Raw genomic sequence first — 17,279 nt, 5'->3', positions numbered from 1 at the left:
CCCGGCGCCGCGTCACGGGCGGCGGACGCGGCCCTCGGCCACCAGCCGGTGCAGCACCTGGCGCAGCGCGGGGGCGCAGCGGCCCGCCCCGTCCGCCGTGAGCCAGGCCAGCTCGGCGATCTCCCGGCCCGGGACGGGCTCGCCCTCCGCCGCGCCCGTGTAGCAGGTCATCCGCAGCCGTCGGCCGTCCTGGCCGTGTGCCTCGTCCTCGATGACGAAGGGCTCCAGCGCGGCCAGGGCCGCGGGCGCGGCGGTCAGGCCGAGCTCCTCGGCGAGCTCCCGGGCCAGCGCCCGCGGCCCGTCCTCCCCCGGTTCGAGCTTGCCGCCCGGCAGGTAGAACGCGTCGCGCCCGCGGGTGCGCACGGCCAGCAGCCGCCCGTCGCGTACGCAGACCCAGCCCACCGACTCCAGGGGCGCCGCCCCGGTCGCCTGCTCACTCCCCGACTCGGTCACCCGGCTTCGTCCTCCCCGCCCTCCAGGCCGCCTTCGGTCTCCAGATACAGCTCGCGCACCGCCGCCAGGACCTCGGGGTCGGGTTGCTCCCACAGGCCGCGGCTCTCCGCCTCCAGCAGCCGCTCGGCCATGCCGTGCAGCGCCCAGGGGTTGGCCTCCTGGAGGAAGGAGCGGTTCTCCGGGTCGAGGAGATAGCTCTGCGCGAGCTTGTCGTACATCCAGTCGGCGACCACGCCCGTGGTGGCGTCGTAGCCGAAGAGGTAGTCGACGGTCGCGGCGAGTTCGAAGGCGCCCTTGTAGCCGTGGCGGCGCATCGCCTCGATCCAGCGCGGGTTGACCACGCGCGCGCGGAAGACCCGGGAGGTCTCCTCGTGCAGGGTGCGGGTGCGGACCGTCTCGGGGCGGGTGGAGTCGCCGATGTACGCGGCCGGGGCGGTGCCCTTGAGGGCTCGCACGGTGGCGACCATGCCGCCGTGGTACTGGAAGTAGTCGTCCGAGTCGGCGATGTCGTGTTCGCGGGTGTCGGTGTTCTTGGCCGCGACCGCGATCCGGCGGTAGGCGCTCTCCATCTCCGTGCGGGCCGGGCGGCCTTCCAGGCCGCGGCCGTACGCGTAGCCGCCCCAGACCGTGTAGACCTCCGCCAGGTCGGCGTCGGTGCGCCAGTCGCGGCTGTCGATGAGCTGGAGCAGGCCCGCGCCATAGGTGCCGGGGCGGGAGCCGAAGATGCGGGTGGTGGCGCGGCGTTCGTCGCCGTGCTCGGCGAGGTCGGCCTGGGCGTGGGCGCGGATGTAGTTGTCGGCCTCGGGCTCGTCGAGGGAGGCGGCGAGGCGCACGGCATCGTCGAGCAGCGCCACGACATGCGGGAACGCGTCGCGGAAGAAGCCGCTGATGCGTAGAGTGACATCGATCCTGGGGCGGCCCAGCTGGTCGAGTGTCGCGGGTTCGAGTCCCGTGACTCGTCGCGAGGCGTCGTCCCACACCGGGCGGACGCCCAGCAGCGCGAGCGCCTCGGCCACGTCGTCGCCCGAGGTGCGCATCGCGCTGGTGCCCCACAGCGACAGGCCGACGGAGCGCGGCCACGCACCGTCGTTGTCGCGGCGGTAGCGCTCCAGCAGCGAGTCGGCGAGCGCCCGGCCGGTCTCCCAGGCCAGCCGGCTGGGCACGGCCTTGGGGTCGACAGAGTAGAAGTTACGGCCCGTCGGCAGGACGTTGACCAGTCCGCGCAGCGGCGAGCCGGAGGGTCCCGCGGGCACGAAGCCGCCGTTCAGGGCGTGCACGGCGTGGTCGATCTCGTCGGTGGTGGCGGCCAGCCGCGGCGCGACCTCGCGGGCGGCGAAGTCGAGGATCGCGGTCACCGCGTCGCGCTGCTCCTCGGGCAGCCCCAGGCTCGCCTTCTCGGCGGCCTCCGGCGCCCAGTCGGCGTCCTCCATCGCCTGGACGAGGGCGCGGGCGCGGTCCTCCGCCTCGTCCGCGTCGGTGCGGCCGGCGGCCGACTCGTCGAGGCCGAGTGCCTCGCGCAGCCCGGGCAGCGCCGTCGTACCGCCCCAGATCTGCCGGGCGCGCAGAATCGCCAGAACGAGGTTGACCCGCTCCGGGCCGGACGGGGCGGCGCCGAGGATGTGCAGGCCGTCGCGGATCTGGGCGTCCTTGACCTCGCACAGCCAGCCGTCCACATGCAGCAGGAAGTCGTCGAAGCCGTCGTCGTCCGGCCGCCGCTCCAGCCCGAGGTCGTGGTCGAGCCTGGCGGCCTGGATGAGGGTCCAGATCTGGGCCCGGATGGCGGGGAGTTTGGCCGGGTCCATCGCGGAGATGGCGGCGTACTCGTCCAGCAGCTGCTCCAGGCGCGCGATGTCGCCGTAGGAGTCGGCGCGGGCCATGGGCGGCACGAGGTGGTCGACGAGGGTGGCGTGGGCGCGGCGCTTGGCCTGCGTGCCCTCGCCCGGGTCGTTGACCAGGAACGGGTAGATCAGCGGCAGGTCGCCCAGCGCGGCGTCGGGGCCGCAGGCGGCGGACAGGCCCGCGTTCTTGCCGGGCAGCCACTCCAGATTGCCGTGCTTGCCCAGGTGCACCATGGCGTCGGCGCCGAATCCGCCGTCGGCCTGGGGGGTGGCGATCCAGCGGTAGGCGGCCAGGTAGTGGTGGGAGGGCGGCAGGTCGGGGTCGTGGTAGATGGCGATCGGGTTCTCGCCGAAGCCGCGCGGCGGCTGGATGACCACGAGGAGGTTGCCGCGGCGCAGCGCGGCGAGCACGATCTCGCCCTCGGGGTCGCGGCTGGTGTCGACGAACATCTCACCCGGCGGCGGCCCCCAGTGCTCCTCCACCGCCTCGCGCAGCTCCTGCGGCAGCCGGCCGTACCAGCGGCGGTAGTCGGCGGCGGGGATCCGGATCGGGTTGCGGGCCAGTTGCTCCTCGGTGAGCCAGTCCTGGTCGTGGCCGCCCGCCTCGATGAGGGCGTAGATCAGCTCGTCGCCGTCGCCGGAGGCGAGGCCGGGAAGCGCCTCGGGCCCCTCCTCGGGGCCCAGGTCGAAGCCGTCCGCGCGCAGCCGGCGCAGCAGGGCGACGGCGCTGGCGGGCGTGTCCAGGCCGACGGCGTTGCCGATGCGGGAGTGCTTGGTGGGGTAGGCGGACAGGACGAGCGCGAGGCGCTTGTCGGCCGCCGGTATGTGGCGCAGCCGGGCGTGTCGTACCGCGATCCCCGCGACACGCGCGGCGCGCTCGGGGTCGGCGACATAGACCGGCAGGCCGTCCTGGTCGGTCTCCTTGAAGGAGAACGGCACGGTGATCAGCCGCCCGTCGAACTCCGGGACGGCGACCTGGGTCGCCGCGTCCAGGGGCGAGAGGCCCTCGTCGTTCTCCTCCCACGCGGCGCGCGGGCCGGTCAGGCACAGCGCCTGTAGCACCGGGACGTCCAGCGCGGCCAGCGCGCCCGCGTCCCACGCCTCGTCGTCCCCGCCGGCCGACGCCTCGGCCGGCCGGGTGCCGCCCGCGGCCAGCACGGTGGTCACCACCGCGTCGGCCTCCGCGAGGGCCTCCAGCAGCTCGGGCTCGGGCGCGCGCAGCGAGGCGACGTACAGCGGCAGCGGGCGGCCCCCAGTGTCCTCGACGGCCCGGCAGAGCGCCTCGACGAAGGCGGTGTTGCCGCTCATGTGGTGGGCGCGGTAGTAGAGCACGGCGACCCGCGGGCCGGTGACGCCCTCGCGTGCGGTGCGCTCCAGCGGGCCCCACGAGGGCGCGGGCGCGGGAGGCTCGAAGCCGTGGCCGGTCAGCAGGACGGTGTCGGACAGGAAGCGGGCCAGCTGGCCGAGGTTGCCGGGCCCGCCGTGCGCGAGATAGGCGTGGGCCTCGGCGGCGATCCCGACCGGGACCGTGGAGGCCTCCATGAGCTGGGCGTCCGGGGCCTGTTCGCCGGTCAGCACGACGACCGGGCGGTCCCCGGCGAGCAGCGTGTCGAGCCCCTCCTGCCAGGCGCGCACCCCGCCGAGCAGCCGTACGACGACGAGTTCGACGCCGTCGAGGAGCGCGGGGAGGTCGTCAAGCGGGAGCCGGGCCGGGTTGGCGAGCCGGTAGGGCACCGGGGTCTGTGCCGCGCGGGCACTGAGCAGATCGGTGTCGGACGTCGACAGCAAAAGGATCATGCGACGGCAGGCCTTCCTCGGGGTCCGCGCCCCGGGCGGGTTGAAGACGGCGGGAGTTCCTGGCTCGCGCGGCCGTCGCATACCGGCTGCCGCGCTCACAGTGGCGGGACCGCGCCGGATTTCCACCGGCTTCCTACCCTTTTTGCCGTCGTGTGTGGTGGCGGGTCGGGACCGACCCGCCGGTGAGCATAGTAGGCGTTCCTGACCTGCCGCGGGGCGGTGAGCCGAAGGCAATCGTCGGTATGCTCGCCGCCATGCCCCTCCCCCCGACAACCGCCCCACCAGGGGATGAAACCCCCGTGCGCGGTCGCGCCGACGCCTGCCCCGGCGCGCTGCGCCTGCACCCGGCGGACGACGGCGCGCTGGCCCGGGTGCGGCTGCCCGCCGGGATCCTGACGGCACGTCAGGCACTCGTGCTGGCGCTCGCGGCCGAGGAGTTGGGAGACGGCCGGCTGGACCTCACCTCCCGGGGCAATCTGCAACTGCGCGGCCTCGATGCGGAGTGCGGGGCCGGGCTCGCGGCCCGGCTGCGGACGGCCGGGCTGCTCCCGTCGGACCGGCACGACCGGGTGCGCAACATCGTGGCGTCCCCGCTGTCCGGGCTGGACGGGGCGGGGTACGCGGATGTCCCGGCGTGGGCGAGGGAGCTGGACGCCCTGCTGTGCGACGACGCGCCCGCGGGTTCCGGATTCGCCGAACTGGCGGGGCTGTCGGGCCGGTTCCTGTTCGCGCTCGACGACGGGCGCGGCGATGTGGCGGCGCTGGGCGCGGATGTGACATTGATCGCAGCGCCGGACGGCGAGGCGGTGCTGCGGCTCGGCTCCGGCGGGGAGCGGGCACGGCCGCGCGCTGAGGCAGGGCCGGAATCCGGTGCGCCGCCGGCGCCGGACGGCCCCGGCGTGGCAGGCCCCCGGGGCACAGGCGACGGCCCGGCGCGGCGGGGCGGCCCGGCGGGCGGTGACGACACGCCGGGCGCCACGCGGCCACTGAGCCGCCCGGATCCTCCGGCCGGGCCGGTGGGCGCGCCGGGCGCCGAGCTGCGGGTCGGCGCCGACGACGCGCCGCGCGCCGCCGCGGTGGCGGCGCTGGCGTTTCTGGAGGCGGCGCGCACAAGCGACACCCGGGCGTGGCGGGTTCGCGATCTGCCGACGCGACACGCGGTGACGGCGGACGCGTTGGCCCGGCGGCTCGCGGAGGCCGGAATCCCGGCGGCGCGCCCCGGACCTGAGCCCGGCCCCCGGCCGAGCGACCGGCCCCCGGCGCCGGTACCACCGGCGGAAGCCGCGGCGGCCACCACGGAAACGGCCGAAACCCGGCGACGGCCCGGCACTTCCGGCGCGAGCGGATCAGCCGGTCCCGCGCTGGGTCCGGACCCGCGGCCGGGCGAGCGCCACACGGACACCACCCCGCCGGTGCCACCGCGGGCGCGATCGGCGCCCTCCCCTGAACCCACCGCGCCCGCGACCGGGCTGATCACGGGGCCGGACGAGCGGTGCGCGGTCTCCGTCGCCGTCCCGCTGGGGCGGCTCACCGCCGCGCGGTGGCGGCTGCTCGCCGAGCTCGCCTCCCGGGGCGGCTCGGGCGAGCTGCGTGTGACACCCTGGCGCGGCGTGGTGCTGCCCGGCTTCTCCCACGGCGGCGCCCGGGCCTCGCTGCGCGAGCTCGCCGACGCCGGGCTCGTGACCACGCCGCACTCCCCCTGGCTCGGGGTCGGCGCCTGCACGGGACGTCCCGGCTGCGCCAAGTCCCTGGCCGATGTGCGTGCCGACGCGGCGCGCGCGGTGGCGGGCGAGGCGCCCGCCGAGGGCGGCCCGGGCCCGCTGCCGGGCCGGCTACCGGTGTATCTCTCCGGCTGCGAGCGGCGCTGCGGCCATCCCGGCGGCCGCTGGGTCGACGTGCTGGCGACGGGCGACGGCTACCAGGTCACCGTACGAGGTGCCGCAGGGTCCGCGCGGGGCGTGGACGTGACAGCAGAGCAATTGGCCGGCGCCGTGGCGGCGGCCCGTGGAACGACATGATCGAGGGCACAGTGTTCGACTACGAGAAGGACGGCGCGGCCATATACCGCGCCTCCTTTGCCACCATCCGCGCCGAGGCGGACCTGGGCGGTCTGCCCGCCGACGTCAGCCAGGTCGCGGTGCGGATGATCCACGCCTGCGGGATGGTCGACCTCGTCCAGGACCTCGCGTACACCCCCCAGGTGGTCGCCCGCGCCCGCGCCGCGCTGCGCGCCGGCGCGCCCGTGCTCTGCGACGCGCACATGGTGGCCAGCGGCGTGACCCGCAAGCGGCTGCCCGCGGACAACGACGTGGTGTGCACCCTGTCCGACCCCGCGGTGCCCGAACTGGCCCGCCGGATGGGCACCACGCGCAGCGCCGCCGCGCTGGAGCTGTGGCGGGACCGGCTGGAGGGCGCGGTGGTGGCCATCGGCAACGCGCCCACCGCGCTGTTCCGCCTGCTGGAGATGATCGAAGAGGGTGGGGCCGGCGCGCCGCGCCCGGCGGCCGTCATCGGCGTACCGGTCGGCTTCATCGGCGCCGCCGAGTCGAAGGAGGCGCTGGCCGGGCATCCGGCCGCGCTCGACCACCTGGTGGTGCGCGGCCGGCGTGGCGGCAGCGCCATCGCCGCGGCCGCGGTCAACGCGATTGCGAGCGAGGAAGAGTGAGCGAGCAGCAGACGGGCCGGCTCTACGGCGTGGGTCTTGGCCCCGGCGATCCCTCACTGATGACCGTACGCGCCGTGGAGGTCATCGCCGAGGCCGATGTCGTCGCGTATCACAGCGCCCGGCACGGCCGCAGCATCGCGCGCTCCATCGCCGAGCGCCATCTGCGGCCCGACCACATCGAGGAGCGACTGGTCTATCCGGTCACCACCGAGACCACCGACCACCCCGGCGGCTACCGCGGCGCGATGGAGGAGTTCTACGCGGACGCGGCGGCCCGGCTGGCCGCCCATCTGGACGCGGGGCGCACGGTCGCGGTGCTCGCCGAGGGCGACCCGCTCTTCTACGGCTCGTATATGCATATGCACAAGCGCCTGGCCGACCGCTACCCCACCGAGGTCGTCCCCGGCGTCACCTCCGTGAGCGCGGCCGCCGCCCGGATCGGGGCGCCGCTGGTGGAGGGCGAGGAGGTGCTGACCGTCCTGCCCGGCACGCTCCCGGAGGAGGAGCTGACGGCTCGTCTGGCCACGACCGACGCGGCCGCCGTGATGAAGCTCGGCCGCACCTTCCCGGCGGTGCGGCGGGCGCTGGAGCGCTCGGGCCGGCTGGCGGAGGCCCAGTACGTGGAGCGGGCCACGATGGGCGCGGAGCGCATCGCGCCACTGGCCGAGGTGGACCCCGAGTCGGTGCCCTACTTCTCGGTGGCGGTGCTGCCGAGCCGGATCGACGCGAAGGCCCCGGCCGGCCGGGGCGAGGTCGTGGTGGTGGGTCTTGGCCCGGCGGGCCCGCTGTGGCTGACCCCCGAGGCGCGGGGCGAGCTGGCCGCCGCCGAGGATCTGGTCGGCTACACCACCTACCTGGACCGGGTGCCGGTGCGCCCAGGGCAGCGGCGGCACGCCTCGGACAACAAGGTGGAGGCCGAGCGCGCCGAGTTCGCGCTCGACCTGGCCCGGCGCGGGCGGCGGGTCGCCGTCGTCTCCTCGGGCGACCCGGGCGTGTTCGCCATGGCCACGGCCGTGCTGGAGGCGGCGGGCCAGGACCCGTACCGCGAGGTGCCGGTCCGGGTGGTGCCCGGCATGACCGCGGCCCACGCGGCCGCCGCCCGCGTGGGCGCCCCGCTCGGCCACGACTACGCGGTGATCTCGCTGTCCGACCGGCTCAAGCCCTGGGAGGTCATCGCCGAGCGGCTGCGCGCCGCGGCCGCGGCCGACCTGGTGCTCGCCCTGTACAACCCCGGCTCGCGCAGCCGGATCTGGCAGGTCGGCAAGGCGCGGGAGCTGCTGCTCGAGCACCGCGCGCCGGACACGCCCGTCGTGCTCGGCCGGGACGTGGGCGGCCCCGAGGAGCGGATACGGATCGTCAGGCTGGCCGATCTCGATCCGGCCCTGGTCGATATGCGCACCATCCTGCTGGTCGGCTCCTCCCAGACCCGTACGGCCCGGCGCGGCGACGGCACCGAGGTCGTCTGGACGCCGCGCCGCTACCCCGAACGCTGACCCGCGGCGCGGACGGTCAGCGGGTCAGCGGGTCAGCGGGTCAGCGGGTCAGCGGGTCAGCGGGTCAGCGGGTCAGCGGGTCAGCCGAGAGTGGTGCTCAGCCAGGCCAGCGCGGCCGCCGGGTCGGGCACGACGGGCACGCCGTCCGGGGCCGCGGGGCGCCGGACGACGACGACCGGCAGCCCGGCCTCGCGCGCCGCGGTGAGCTTGGCGGCGGTGGCACTGGCGCCACTGTCCTTGGTGACCACGACGTCGATGCGGTGGCGGTGCAGCAGCTCCGCCTCCCCTGCCACGGTGAACGGGCCGCGGTCCAGCAGCACTTCCATCTGCGGCGGGGCCGGTGGCTCGGGCGCGTCGACGGAGCGGACCAGGAACCACCGCTCGGTGAGATGGGCGAAGGAAGCCAGGCCCAGCCGCCCGGTGGTGAGGAAGATCCGCTGCCCCAGGGCGGGCAGCAGCCCGGCCGCCTCGTCCAGCGACCCGGCCCAGTGCCACCGGTCCCCCGGGCCCGGCACCCAGCCGGGGCGGCGCAGGGCGAGCAGGGGAACATGGGCCGTGGCGGCCGCCCGGGCCGCATTGAAACTGATCGTGCCGGCGAAAGGATGGGTGGCGTCGATGACCGCGTCCACCTGCTGCTCGCGCAACCAGCGAGCCAGGCCCTCGGGCCCCCCGAACCCGCCGATCCGCACCTGCCCGGCCGGCAGCCGCGGCTCGGCGACACGCCCGGCCAGCGAGCTGGTGACGCGCAGCCCTGGGGCGTCGGCCACTTCGGCGGCCAATCGGCGCGCCTCGGTGGTGCCGCCCAGGATGAGCACATGGCGGGGCGGGTGCGGCAGGGTCCCGGGGGCGGCCTCCGCCGGGGTCGGTGTCATGGGGTGCCTCCCGTGGTGCGTGGTGCCGTGCCGGTCCGCGGCCGGCCGGCCGCGCCCGGTCAACCCTGCCATGAGCGTGGGCGGCCACCCGGCGCCGGGCCCAGGGCCCGGAGTCCGGGACAGAGCCCCCCGCGCGGCGGAGCCGCATATCGATACCGCGGCAAGGGGCGGGTCAGGGGAGAGCGCCGCCGGGCGGCTCCCAGGCCGTGCCCGGCGCGGGGGCGGCGCGTGGGCGAGGGGCGGCGCGTCCCGTGGCTGAGGCGGAGACGACGACCAAGGCGGCCGGCGGGCGCGGTGCGCAGCTGGAGCGTTCGGGACTGCGGCACGGCTGGACCACCGGGGCGTGTGCGACGGCCGCGACCACGGCCGCGTACACCGCGCTGCTGTGCGGCGAGTTCCCGGACCCGGTGACCATCGAACTGCCCAAGGGGCAGCGGCCCGCGTTCGCGCTCGCGGGCGAGGAGCTGACGGCGGACCGGGCGATGGCCGCGGTGGTCAAGGACGCGGGCGACGACCCGGACGTCACGCACGGCGCGGTGGTGCGCGCCACGGTGCGGCTCCTGCCGCCCGGCAGCGGTGTGGTCTTCCGGGCCGGGCCCGGCGTCGGCACGGTGACCCGCCCCGGTCTGCCGCTCGCGGTGGGCGAGCCCGCTATCAACCCGGTGCCCCGGCAGATGATGCGTGATCACATCGCCTCGGTGGCGGCCCGGCTCGGCGGCACCGGCGACGTCGAGGTCGAGATCGCGGTGGACCACGGCGAGGAGATCGCCCGCAGCACCTGGAACCCGCGCCTGGGCATCCTCGGCGGGCTGTCGATCCTCGGGACGACGGGCATCGTGGTGCCGTACTCCTGCTCGGCGTGGATCGACAGCATCCGGCGCGGCGTGGACGTGGCGCGCGCGGCGGGGCGCACCCATGTGGCGGGGTGTACGGGGTCGACCTCGGAGAAGGTCGCGGTGGCCGTGCACGGGCTGCCGCAGGACGCGCTGCTGGACATGGGCGACTTCGCGGGGGCGGTGCTGAAGTATCTGCGCCGTCATCCGGTGGACCGGCTGACCGTCGCCGGGGGCTTCGCCAAGCTCTCCAAGCTCGCGGCGGGCCATCTGGATCTGCACTCCTCGCGCTCGCAGGTGGACAAGGCCTTCCTCGCCGACCTCGCCCGCCGCGGCGGGGCCGACGAGGAGCTGGCGGCGGCGGTGGCGGCGGCCAACACCGGTCTGGAGACGGTGCAGTTGTGCGCGGCGCGCGGGGTGCCGCTCGGCGATCTGGTCGCGGCGGCGGCCCGGGAGACGGCGCTCGGGGTGCTGCGCGGGGCGCCGGTGGCTGTGGACGTCATCTGCATCGACCGCGCGGGCACGATCGTCGGCCGCGCGGCGGCGCGCGGGCCTCGGGAGCGGTCGCCCGACGCGCTCTCGGGCTAGGGCCTGTCGTCAAAGGGGGCGCCCTGCTCCCGACGCCGCAGTGACATCAGCCGCTACCGCGGCGGGCGGCGCCCCCAGCTACCGCTGGGAGGTGCCCCCGGCTGCGTTGTCGCATCGCCCCCACGCCGCGGTAGCGGTAAATCGACCGCGGCGCCCAGTACGAGGGCGACGCTCCGCCCTGCGAGGCCGCTGCGGGCAGTGCTCTCCGGCTCAGTCCGGGATGGCGGCGTCGACCAGGCCGGCGGCTACGGTACGGGCGGCTGTTTCGGCGCTGGGGTCGCGATCCAGCCAGGCGCTGACCCCAGCGCCGTCGTAGAGCAGTACCAGTTGCTGGGCGAGTGATTTCGCGTCCTTGGCGCCTGCCTGCTGGGCGAGGCCGAAGAACAGTTCGCGCAACCAGGTGCGGTAGTCGTTCGCAGCCTGTTCGACGACGCCGCCGGGTGAGGCGTCGGCGCTCGCGCTGATGAACGCGCAGCCACGGAATCCCGGCTCGATGAACGAAAGCCCCTGCACCTCGAACACGCCGACCAGGCGCTCCTTCGGGGTCTCGTAACGTGTTTCGAGCTCGCGTGTCATGCGCTCGACGGTCGCGGCGTGCCGTGCCTGTAGATAGGCGCGGACCAGGCCGTCTTTGCTGCCGAAGGCGCTGTACAGCGTTGCCTTCGCGACCCCGGCGTGCTGGATGACCCGGTCGATCCCGACCGACTGGACACCCTCGGCGTAGAACAGCTCGTCGGCGGCGGCCAGGAGCCTCGCCCGCGCGGCCGCGCTGCGTTCCCGCGGTGAGAGCACTTTCGCAGACATGCCTGCAAGATAACAGACAGGTCTGTCTGTCTTCAATGACCATCTGTGATCATTGACATATCCAGACACGCCTGCCTAGCTTGGAGATATAGACAGACAGACCGGTCTGGATAATAGTTCCGGAAGGTACGTCCCATGTCTCTGGAGCGCGAAGACCACCTCACCCTGCATCCCAGGACCGCCCTGGTCACCGGGGCCACTTCCGGCATCGGCCGGGCGGTCGCCAAGCGACTCGCTGCCGACGGCATGTCCGTCGTCGTGACCGGCCGCAACGCCCAGCGCGGCGCCGAGACCGTCAACGAGATCACCGCAGCCGGTGGCCGCGCCCGGTTCGTCGAGGCGGACCTGGAGGACCCGGCCGGCATCGACCGGCTGGCCGCGGAGATCGGCGAAGTCGACGTCCTGGTCAACAACGCCGGGCACGCCGTCTGGGCTCCGACCGAGGAGATGAAGGTCTCCGACTACGACGCGATGTTCGCCGCCAACGTCCGTGCACCGTTCTTCCTCGTGGCCGCATTCGCCCCGGCGATGGCGGCGAAGGGATCGGGCAGCGTGATCAACATCGGCAGCATGGCCGGCAGCCTCGGCCTGGCCAACGGCGCCGCCTACGGCGCGACCAAGGCCGCACTGGCGTCACTGACACGAGGCTGGACGGCCGAGTACAGCGGCCGCGGCGTCCGCTTCAACACCGTCGCCCCCGGTCCGGTCTACACCCGGCCCGAGGCCCGCGACCTGTTCGACGCGCTCGCCGAGACCACCGCCATGAAGCGCGCCGCCCAGCCCGCCGAGGTCGCCGAGACCGTCGCATTCCTCGCCTCGCCGAAGGCCGGCTACATCACCGGCGCGACCATCGCCGTCGACGGCGGCCGCACCGCCATCTGAACCTGCCTGCCATAGGAGGACACAACACTGATGAGCGACGCCGTGTACAGCCTGAGCGTCGACGCCGCCGACGCCGAGAAACCCGCCCGCTTCCGGGCCGAGGTACTCGGCAGGGACGTCGCCTCGGGCGCGCGCCCCGGATTCGTCGCCCTCGCCCCGGGCGGGGCCGCCCCTCGGCGAAGTGGTACGAGGCCGGAGCAGGCAAAAGGCCCACGGGGACCGGCTACCAGATCTCCCACGACTCACACATGAAAGGTCACAGCCATGAACAGGCTGGACGGCAAGGTCGCCCTCGTCACCGGCGGCAGCAGCGGTATCGGACTCGCGATCGCGCAGAAGTTCGTGGAGGAAGGCGCCTATGTGTTCATCACCGGGCGGCGCCAGCCCGAACTGGACAAGGCGAAGGCCGAGATCGGCAGGAACGTCACGGCAGTTCAGGGCGATGTCACTGTCTCCGCCGACCTCGGCCGGCTCTTCCAGACCGTCGAGAAGGAGAAGGGGAAGATCGACGTCGTCGTCGCCAACTCGGGTCTGGTCGAACCGCAGGAGTTCGGCCGGATCACCGAGGAGAGCTTCGACCGCACCTTCGACCTCAACGCCCGTGGCACCCTCTTCACCGCCCAAAAAGCGCTGCCACTGATGAACGACGGCGGCTCGATCATCCTCGTCGGATCGATCGCCGCCTACACCGGCGAAGAGGGGTACACCACCTACAGCGCCACCAAGGCCGCCGTCCGCTCCTATGCCCGCACCTGGACCAAGGAGCTCAAGGACCGCGGCATCCGGGTCAACACCCTCAGCCCCGGCCCGATCGACACGCCGATCATGGACAGCCAAGCAGACTCCAAGGAGGGCGCGGACGCGATCAGAGCAGCCTTCGCATCGGCCATCCCCCTCGGGCGCATGGGACGTCCCGAGGAAGTCGCCGCGGCCGCCCTCTTCCTCGCATCCGACGAGAGCAGCTTCTGCGCAGGCATGGACCTGAGCGTCGACGGCGGTATGGCCCAAGTCTGAGGCCCGAGCCCTGGAGCAGTCGTCATGCACGAGTCGTCGAAGAAGTTGGACGCAACACTGCCGCTCCCGTTCGGCGACGGCCGGGACGCCCCGATCGCGGCCGAGGACCAGGCCCGGGTCATCTAAGTCCGCTCGCGGCGCGCCGAGTACAGGTGGCTGTCGCGGAACTGCTCCGCGCCCAGCGTGCGGCCCACCATGATGACCGCGGTGCGCACCACCCCCGCCTCCTTCACCCGCTCCGCGATATCGCCGAGCGTGCCGCGCAGCACCAGTTCGTCGGGGCGGCTGGCCCGGGCGACCACCGCCGCCGGGCAGTCGCCGCCATAGTGCGGCAGGAGTTCGGCCACCACCCGGTCCACATATCGGGCGGCCAGGTGCAGCACGATCAGCGCCCGGCTGCGGCCGAGGGTGGCGAGGTCCTCGCCGTCCGGCATCGGGGTGGCCTGCTGGGCGACGCGGGTGAGGACGACGGTCTGGCCGACGGTCGGCACGGTGAGCTCGCGCCCCAGCGCGGCCGCGGCAGCGGCGAACGCGGGGACGCCGGGGACCACCTCGTACGGCACGCCGTGTGCGTCCAGCCGCCGCATCTGCTCGGCGACGGCGCTGAACACCGACGGGTCGCCGGAGTGCAGCCGGGCCACGTCCTCGCCCGCCTGGTGGGCCCGGACCAGCTCGTCGGTGATCTGGTCGAGGTTGAGCCGGGCGGTGTCGACCAGGCGGGCGTCCGGCGGGCACTCGGCGAGGAGTTCGCGCGGCACCAGACTGCCCGCGTACAGACACACCCGGCAGCGGGCCAGGGTGCGGGCGCCGCGCACGGTGATCAGGTCGGCGGCGCCGGGGCCCGCGCCGATGAAGTACACGGTCATGGGGAAGTCTCTCCTTCGGCGGGTTCGACCGCTGGTTCGGCCCCGGGTTCGGCAGCTGGTTCGACCGCGGGTTCGACCGCGGGTTCGACCGCGGGTTCGACCGCGGGTTTGACCGCCGCCCACTGGGTGACCGGCATCGCCTGCCGCCACCCGGTGAAGCCGCCCACCGGGGCGGCGTGCGCGACGGCGATCCGGACCAACTCCCCGCCGTGCCGCCGGTACCAGCCGGCGAGCAGCGCCTCCGACTCCAGCGTCACGGTGTTCGCCACGAGCCGCCCACCGGTGGGCAGCGCCCTCCAGCAGTCCTCCAGCAGGCCGGGCGCGGTCAGGCCGCCGCCGATGAACACCGCGTCGGGGGTGGGCAGTCCGGCCAGGGCGTCCGGGGCGGCGCCGGTGACGACGCGCAGCCCGGGCACCCCGAGCGCGGCGGCGTTGCGGCCGATGCGCTCGGCCCGTACGGGATCCCGCTCGACGGACACCGCGGCGCAACCACGGTGCGTACGCATCCACTCCACGGCGATCGAGCCGGAGCCGCCGCCGACGTCCCACAGCAGCTCTCCGGGGGCGGGGGCCAGCGCGGCGAGCGTGGCGGCGCGCACATGGCGCTTGGTCAGCTGGCCGTCGTGCTCGTACGCCTGGTCCGGCAGGCCCGGGACGGCTGACAGGCGCAGCGTGTCCGCGGCGGGGGCGCACTCGACGGCGATGACGTTGAGGGGGTCGCCGGGCGCGTGGTGCCAGTGGTCCGCGGTGCCTTCGAGATGCCGTTCGCGCCCGCCGCCCAGCTGCTCCAGGACCCGCATCCGGCTGGGGCCGAAGCCGCGGTCGCGCAGCAGCGCGGCGACCTCGGCGGGGGTGGCGGCGCCCGCGCTGAGGACGAGCAGCCGCCGCCGGGCGTGCAGGGCGCGGGCCAGGGAGGCGGTGGGCCGTCCGACGAGGCTGGTCACCTCGGTCTCCTCCACCGGCCAGCCCAGCCGTGCGCAGGCGTGGGACACGGATGACGGGTGGGGCAGCACCCGCAGCCGGTCGGGGCCCAGCTCCTCGGCCAGGGCGCGGCCGATGCCGAAGAACATGGGGTCGCCGCTGGCCAGCACGGCCACCCGCCGCTCGGCGTACGCCGCGAACAGCCCCGGCACGGCGGGGCGCAGCGGCGACGGCCACGCCACGCGTTCGGCGGTGCAGCCGGGGGGCAGCAGGTTCAGCTGGCGCGGACCGCCGATGACCACCTCGGCCGCCAGCAGCGCCTCGCGCCCCGCCGCCGCCAGCCCGTCCCAGCCGTCCGCTCCCAGCCCTACGACGGTGACCGGGGGGTGAGCGGGGTTCACGGCGTAGCGACCTTTCGGTGGGCAAGGCGACGCCCGGAACTCTACTGTGACCTGCGGCGGGACCCCGCCCCGGGTCAGCGGCGGGGGGCCGGTGGGCGCAGGACGCAGTCGCCGCACAGGCCGCCGCCCGGCACGCGGTAGTAGAGGCAGCAGCTGCGGCGCCGGAAGGCGGGCGGGGCGGAGGTCAGGGTGCCGGCGTCGCGCAGCGGCGGGTGGGCCAGCTGGGCGCGGGCCAGCTCAGTGGCCCGCTCCGCCGCCTCAGGATGGCCGTGCGCCTGGCACCAGTCGTGCAGTACCCGCAGCGAACCGGCCAGCGCCGAGGCGGCGTTGCCCCACAGCAGCCGCCCGGAGACCCGGTACGCCCGGGCGACGGCGGCGTGCAGCGGCAGCAGATGCGTGTACGCCGCGTCGCCCACCTGGCCGGCGAGCCCTCCGGGTTCGCCCATGACCGACGGCACGCCGGGCCACCACAGGTCGTCGGGGGCGGTGCGCGCGGGATTCCACCACAGCCCGTCGGAGCGGAGGCGGGAGACGCTGCCGGAGAGGACCGCCTGACCGAGGGCGAGCGACCACACCCGGGCGGCCAACCCCTGGAAGGCGAGCGACGCCGCGACCCTCGGCTCATCGGTGCCCAGCGTCGCGGCCACCGTCTCGACGCGGGCGCGCAGCAGCGGCGCGGCGGCCCCCTCGCTCGTCAGCCGGTACGCCCCGCCGATCAGCGCGTAACCCTGCTCGCGCGGTGCGTAACCCTGCTCGCGCGGATCGCCGGTGACGGGGTCGGTGCGCAGGGCGAAAAACGGCCCCACCTCGGCCGCCGGCGGCGGCTTGTCATCCATCGGCGCGGGTCGGCGTCCCGAACGCCTCCAGCAGCCGGTCGGCGGCCAGCGTCGCCGTCAGCGTGCCGTCGCGCACCTGCTGTTCGAGCGCGGGGCCGAGCCGCCGCACCTCGGGGTGTTCCCGCAGCCGGGTCAGCAGCTGGTCGCGGACCATGGACCAGGTCCAGTCGACCTGCTGGTCGCGCCGCTTGGCGTCCAGCGCGCCGGTCGCCTCCAGCACCCGGCGGTGCTGCTCCAGCCGCTCCCACACTCCGTCGAGCCCGGTGCCCTCGCGTGCGCTACAGGTCAGCACCGGGGGGTTCCAGGGCGCGTCCGGGGGTTGCAGCAGCCGCAGCGCGCCCGCGAGTTCGCGGGCCGCGGACCTGGCGTCGCGTTCGTGCGGGCCGTCGGCCTTGTTGATGGCGACGACGTCCGCGAGCTCCAGGACGCCCTTCTTGATGCCCTGGAGCTGGTCGCCGGTGCGGGCGAGGGAGAGCAGCAGAAAGGAGTCGACCATGTTGGCCACGGCGGTCTCCGACTGGCCCACGCCCACCGTCTCGACCAGCAGCACGTCGTAGCCAGCGGCCTCCATGACCACCATGGACTCGCGGGTGGCACGGGCCACCCCGCCCAGCGTGCCCGCGCTGGGCGAGGGACGGACGAAGGCGGCCGGGTCGACCGCCAGCCGCTCCATCCGGGTCTTGTCGCCCAGGATGGAGCCGCCGGTGCGGCTGGAGGAGGGGTCGACGGCGAGCACCGCGACCTTGTGGCCGAGCCCGGTGAGCAGCGAGCCGAGCGCGTCGATGAAGGTGGACTTGCCCACCCCGGGCACGCCGCTGATGCCCACCCGGCGCGCCCCGCCCGCGTACGGCAGCAGTTCGATCAGCAGCCGCTGGGCGAGGTCGCGGTGGTCGGGGCGGGTGGACTCGACGAGCGTGATCGCGCGGGCGATATAGGCGCGGGAGCCGTCGAGCACGCCCTTGGCGTAGGTGTCGACATCGACTCGGGGGGCAGTTGGTCTCTTCTTCGCCGGCATG

The 17,279-nt window shown here is 74.8% G+C and carries 14 protein-coding genes and 1 riboswitch; of the genes, 6 read left to right on the top strand and 8 right to left on the bottom strand.

All coding sequences use genetic code 11. The features are described 5' to 3' along the window. Window positions 1–12 precede the first annotated feature (12 nt). Window positions 13–453, bottom strand: a complete 441-nt coding sequence (locus tag ACWY4P_RS51535) for an NUDIX hydrolase (protein ID WP_456207731.1) — start codon at window positions 451–453, stop codon at window positions 13–15. After that, window positions 450–4,088, bottom strand: coding sequence for a cobaltochelatase subunit CobN (gene cobN / locus ACWY4P_RS51530; protein WP_456207730.1), 3,639 nt, complete (start codon window positions 4,086–4,088; stop codon window positions 450–452). Before cobN ends, ACWY4P_RS51535 begins: the two co-directional genes overlap by 4 nt. Before the next feature lie 31 nt (window positions 4,089–4,119). Continuing rightward, window positions 4,120–4,279: riboswitch (cobalamin riboswitch) on the bottom strand. 108 nt (window positions 4,280–4,387) lie between these two features. Here cobN and ACWY4P_RS51525 point away from each other — a divergent pair. From ACWY4P_RS51525 to ACWY4P_RS51515, 3 genes are read left to right on the top strand one after another with little or no spacing between them, the layout of a single operon-like run. Continuing rightward, on the top strand, window positions 4,388–6,106 hold the full coding sequence (locus ACWY4P_RS51525; RefSeq protein ID WP_456207729.1) for a nitrite reductase: 1,719 nt from the start codon (window positions 4,388–4,390) through the stop codon (window positions 6,104–6,106). Continuing rightward, entirely contained in the window at window positions 6,103–6,753 is a 651-nt protein-coding gene (locus tag ACWY4P_RS51520) for a precorrin-8X methylmutase (RefSeq protein WP_456207728.1), read from the top strand. Before ACWY4P_RS51525 ends, ACWY4P_RS51520 begins: the two co-directional genes overlap by 4 nt. Next, window positions 6,750–8,246 carry a precorrin-2 C(20)-methyltransferase gene (locus ACWY4P_RS51515; protein WP_456207727.1) on the top strand — a complete coding sequence of 499 codons (1,497 nt, stop codon included), beginning with the start codon at window positions 6,750–6,752 and terminating at the stop codon, window positions 8,244–8,246. Before ACWY4P_RS51520 ends, ACWY4P_RS51515 begins: the two co-directional genes overlap by 4 nt. An 80-nt stretch (window positions 8,247–8,326) precedes the next feature. On the opposite strand, the gene ACWY4P_RS51510 is transcribed toward ACWY4P_RS51515, so the two are convergent. Beyond that, on the bottom strand, window positions 8,327–9,118 hold the full coding sequence (locus ACWY4P_RS51510) for a cobalt-precorrin-6A reductase (RefSeq protein ID WP_456207726.1): 792 nt from the start codon (window positions 9,116–9,118) through the stop codon (window positions 8,327–8,329). A 251-nt stretch (window positions 9,119–9,369) separates the two neighbouring features. On the opposite strand from ACWY4P_RS51510, the gene ACWY4P_RS51505 reads away from it, so the two are divergent. After that, the gene (locus ACWY4P_RS51505) at window positions 9,370–10,539 is read left to right on the top strand and encodes a cobalt-precorrin-5B (C(1))-methyltransferase (protein ID WP_456207725.1); all 1,170 of its coding nucleotides are present in this window, start codon (window positions 9,370–9,372) and stop codon (window positions 10,537–10,539) included. Window positions 10,540–10,749: 210 nt separating this feature from the next. On the opposite strand, the gene ACWY4P_RS51500 is transcribed toward ACWY4P_RS51505, so the two are convergent. Continuing rightward, on the bottom strand, window positions 10,750–11,343 hold the full coding sequence (locus tag ACWY4P_RS51500) for a TetR/AcrR family transcriptional regulator (RefSeq protein WP_456207724.1): 594 nt from the start codon (window positions 11,341–11,343) through the stop codon (window positions 10,750–10,752). 135 nt (window positions 11,344–11,478) lie between these two features. Here ACWY4P_RS51500 and ACWY4P_RS51495 point away from each other — a divergent pair, with 135 nt between their 5' ends. Next, window positions 11,479–12,225 (top strand): SDR family NAD(P)-dependent oxidoreductase, encoded by a 747-nt coding sequence (locus ACWY4P_RS51495; protein ID WP_456207723.1) that lies wholly within the window; start codon window positions 11,479–11,481, stop codon window positions 12,223–12,225. 264 nt (window positions 12,226–12,489) lie between these two features. Then, a complete protein-coding gene (locus ACWY4P_RS51490) occupies window positions 12,490–13,239 on the top strand; it encodes an SDR family NAD(P)-dependent oxidoreductase (protein WP_456207722.1) in 750 nt (249 codons plus the stop codon). A 122-nt stretch (window positions 13,240–13,361) separates the two neighbouring features. Here the strand turns inward: ACWY4P_RS51490 and cobM are convergent, their stop codons facing one another. From cobM to meaB, 4 genes are all read right to left on the bottom strand, one after another. Beyond that, on the bottom strand, window positions 13,362–14,105 hold the full coding sequence (gene cobM / locus ACWY4P_RS51485; protein WP_456207721.1) for a precorrin-4 C(11)-methyltransferase: 744 nt from the start codon (window positions 14,103–14,105) through the stop codon (window positions 13,362–13,364). Next, the gene (cbiE, locus tag ACWY4P_RS51480; RefSeq protein WP_456207720.1) at window positions 14,102–15,427 is read right to left on the bottom strand and encodes a precorrin-6y C5,15-methyltransferase (decarboxylating) subunit CbiE; all 1,326 of its coding nucleotides are present in this window, start codon (window positions 15,425–15,427) and stop codon (window positions 14,102–14,104) included. Before cbiE ends, cobM begins: the two co-directional genes overlap by 4 nt. Window positions 15,428–15,501: 74 nt before the next feature. Further along, complete coding sequence (locus ACWY4P_RS51475; protein WP_456207719.1) at window positions 15,502–16,263, bottom strand: (2Fe-2S)-binding protein; 762 nt, start codon at window positions 16,261–16,263, stop codon at window positions 15,502–15,504. Next, window positions 16,256–17,278: a methylmalonyl Co-A mutase-associated GTPase MeaB gene (gene meaB, locus ACWY4P_RS51470; RefSeq protein WP_456207718.1), complete on the bottom strand. Its 1,023-nt coding sequence runs from the start codon at window positions 17,276–17,278 to the stop codon at window positions 16,256–16,258. Before meaB ends, ACWY4P_RS51475 begins: the two co-directional genes overlap by 8 nt. Window position 17,279: the final 1 nt, after the last annotated feature.

The sequence above is a fragment of the Streptomyces sp. LZ34 genome, assembly GCF_053890475.1.
The sequence above is the reverse complement of the archived record's forward strand: the minus strand, read 5'-3'. Positions and strand labels throughout refer to the sequence as shown.

Coding starts and splice junctions, on each gene's coding strand:
- cobN (WP_456207730.1), bottom strand. CDS start 4,088: ATGATCCTTTTGCTGTCGACGTCCGACACCGATCTGCTCAGTGCCCGC.
- ACWY4P_RS51520 (WP_456207728.1), top strand. CDS start 6,103: ATGATCGAGGGCACAGTGTTCGACTACGAGAAGGACGGCGCGGCCATA.
- ACWY4P_RS51510 (WP_456207726.1), bottom strand. CDS start 9,118: ATGACACCGACCCCGGCGGAGGCCGCCCCCGGGACCCTGCCGCACCCG.
- ACWY4P_RS51500 (WP_456207724.1), bottom strand. CDS start 11,343: ATGTCTGCGAAAGTGCTCTCACCGCGGGAACGCAGCGCGGCCGCGCGG.
- ACWY4P_RS51495 (WP_456207723.1), top strand. CDS start 11,479: ATGTCTCTGGAGCGCGAAGACCACCTCACCCTGCATCCCAGGACCGCC.
- ACWY4P_RS51490 (WP_456207722.1), top strand. CDS start 12,490: ATGAACAGGCTGGACGGCAAGGTCGCCCTCGTCACCGGCGGCAGCAGC.
- cobM (WP_456207721.1), bottom strand. CDS start 14,105: ATGACCGTGTACTTCATCGGCGCGGGCCCCGGCGCCGCCGACCTGATC.
- ACWY4P_RS51475 (WP_456207719.1), bottom strand. CDS start 16,263: ATGGATGACAAGCCGCCGCCGGCGGCCGAGGTGGGGCCGTTTTTCGCC.
- meaB (WP_456207718.1), bottom strand. CDS start 17,278: ATGCCGGCGAAGAAGAGACCAACTGCCCCCCGAGTCGATGTCGACACC.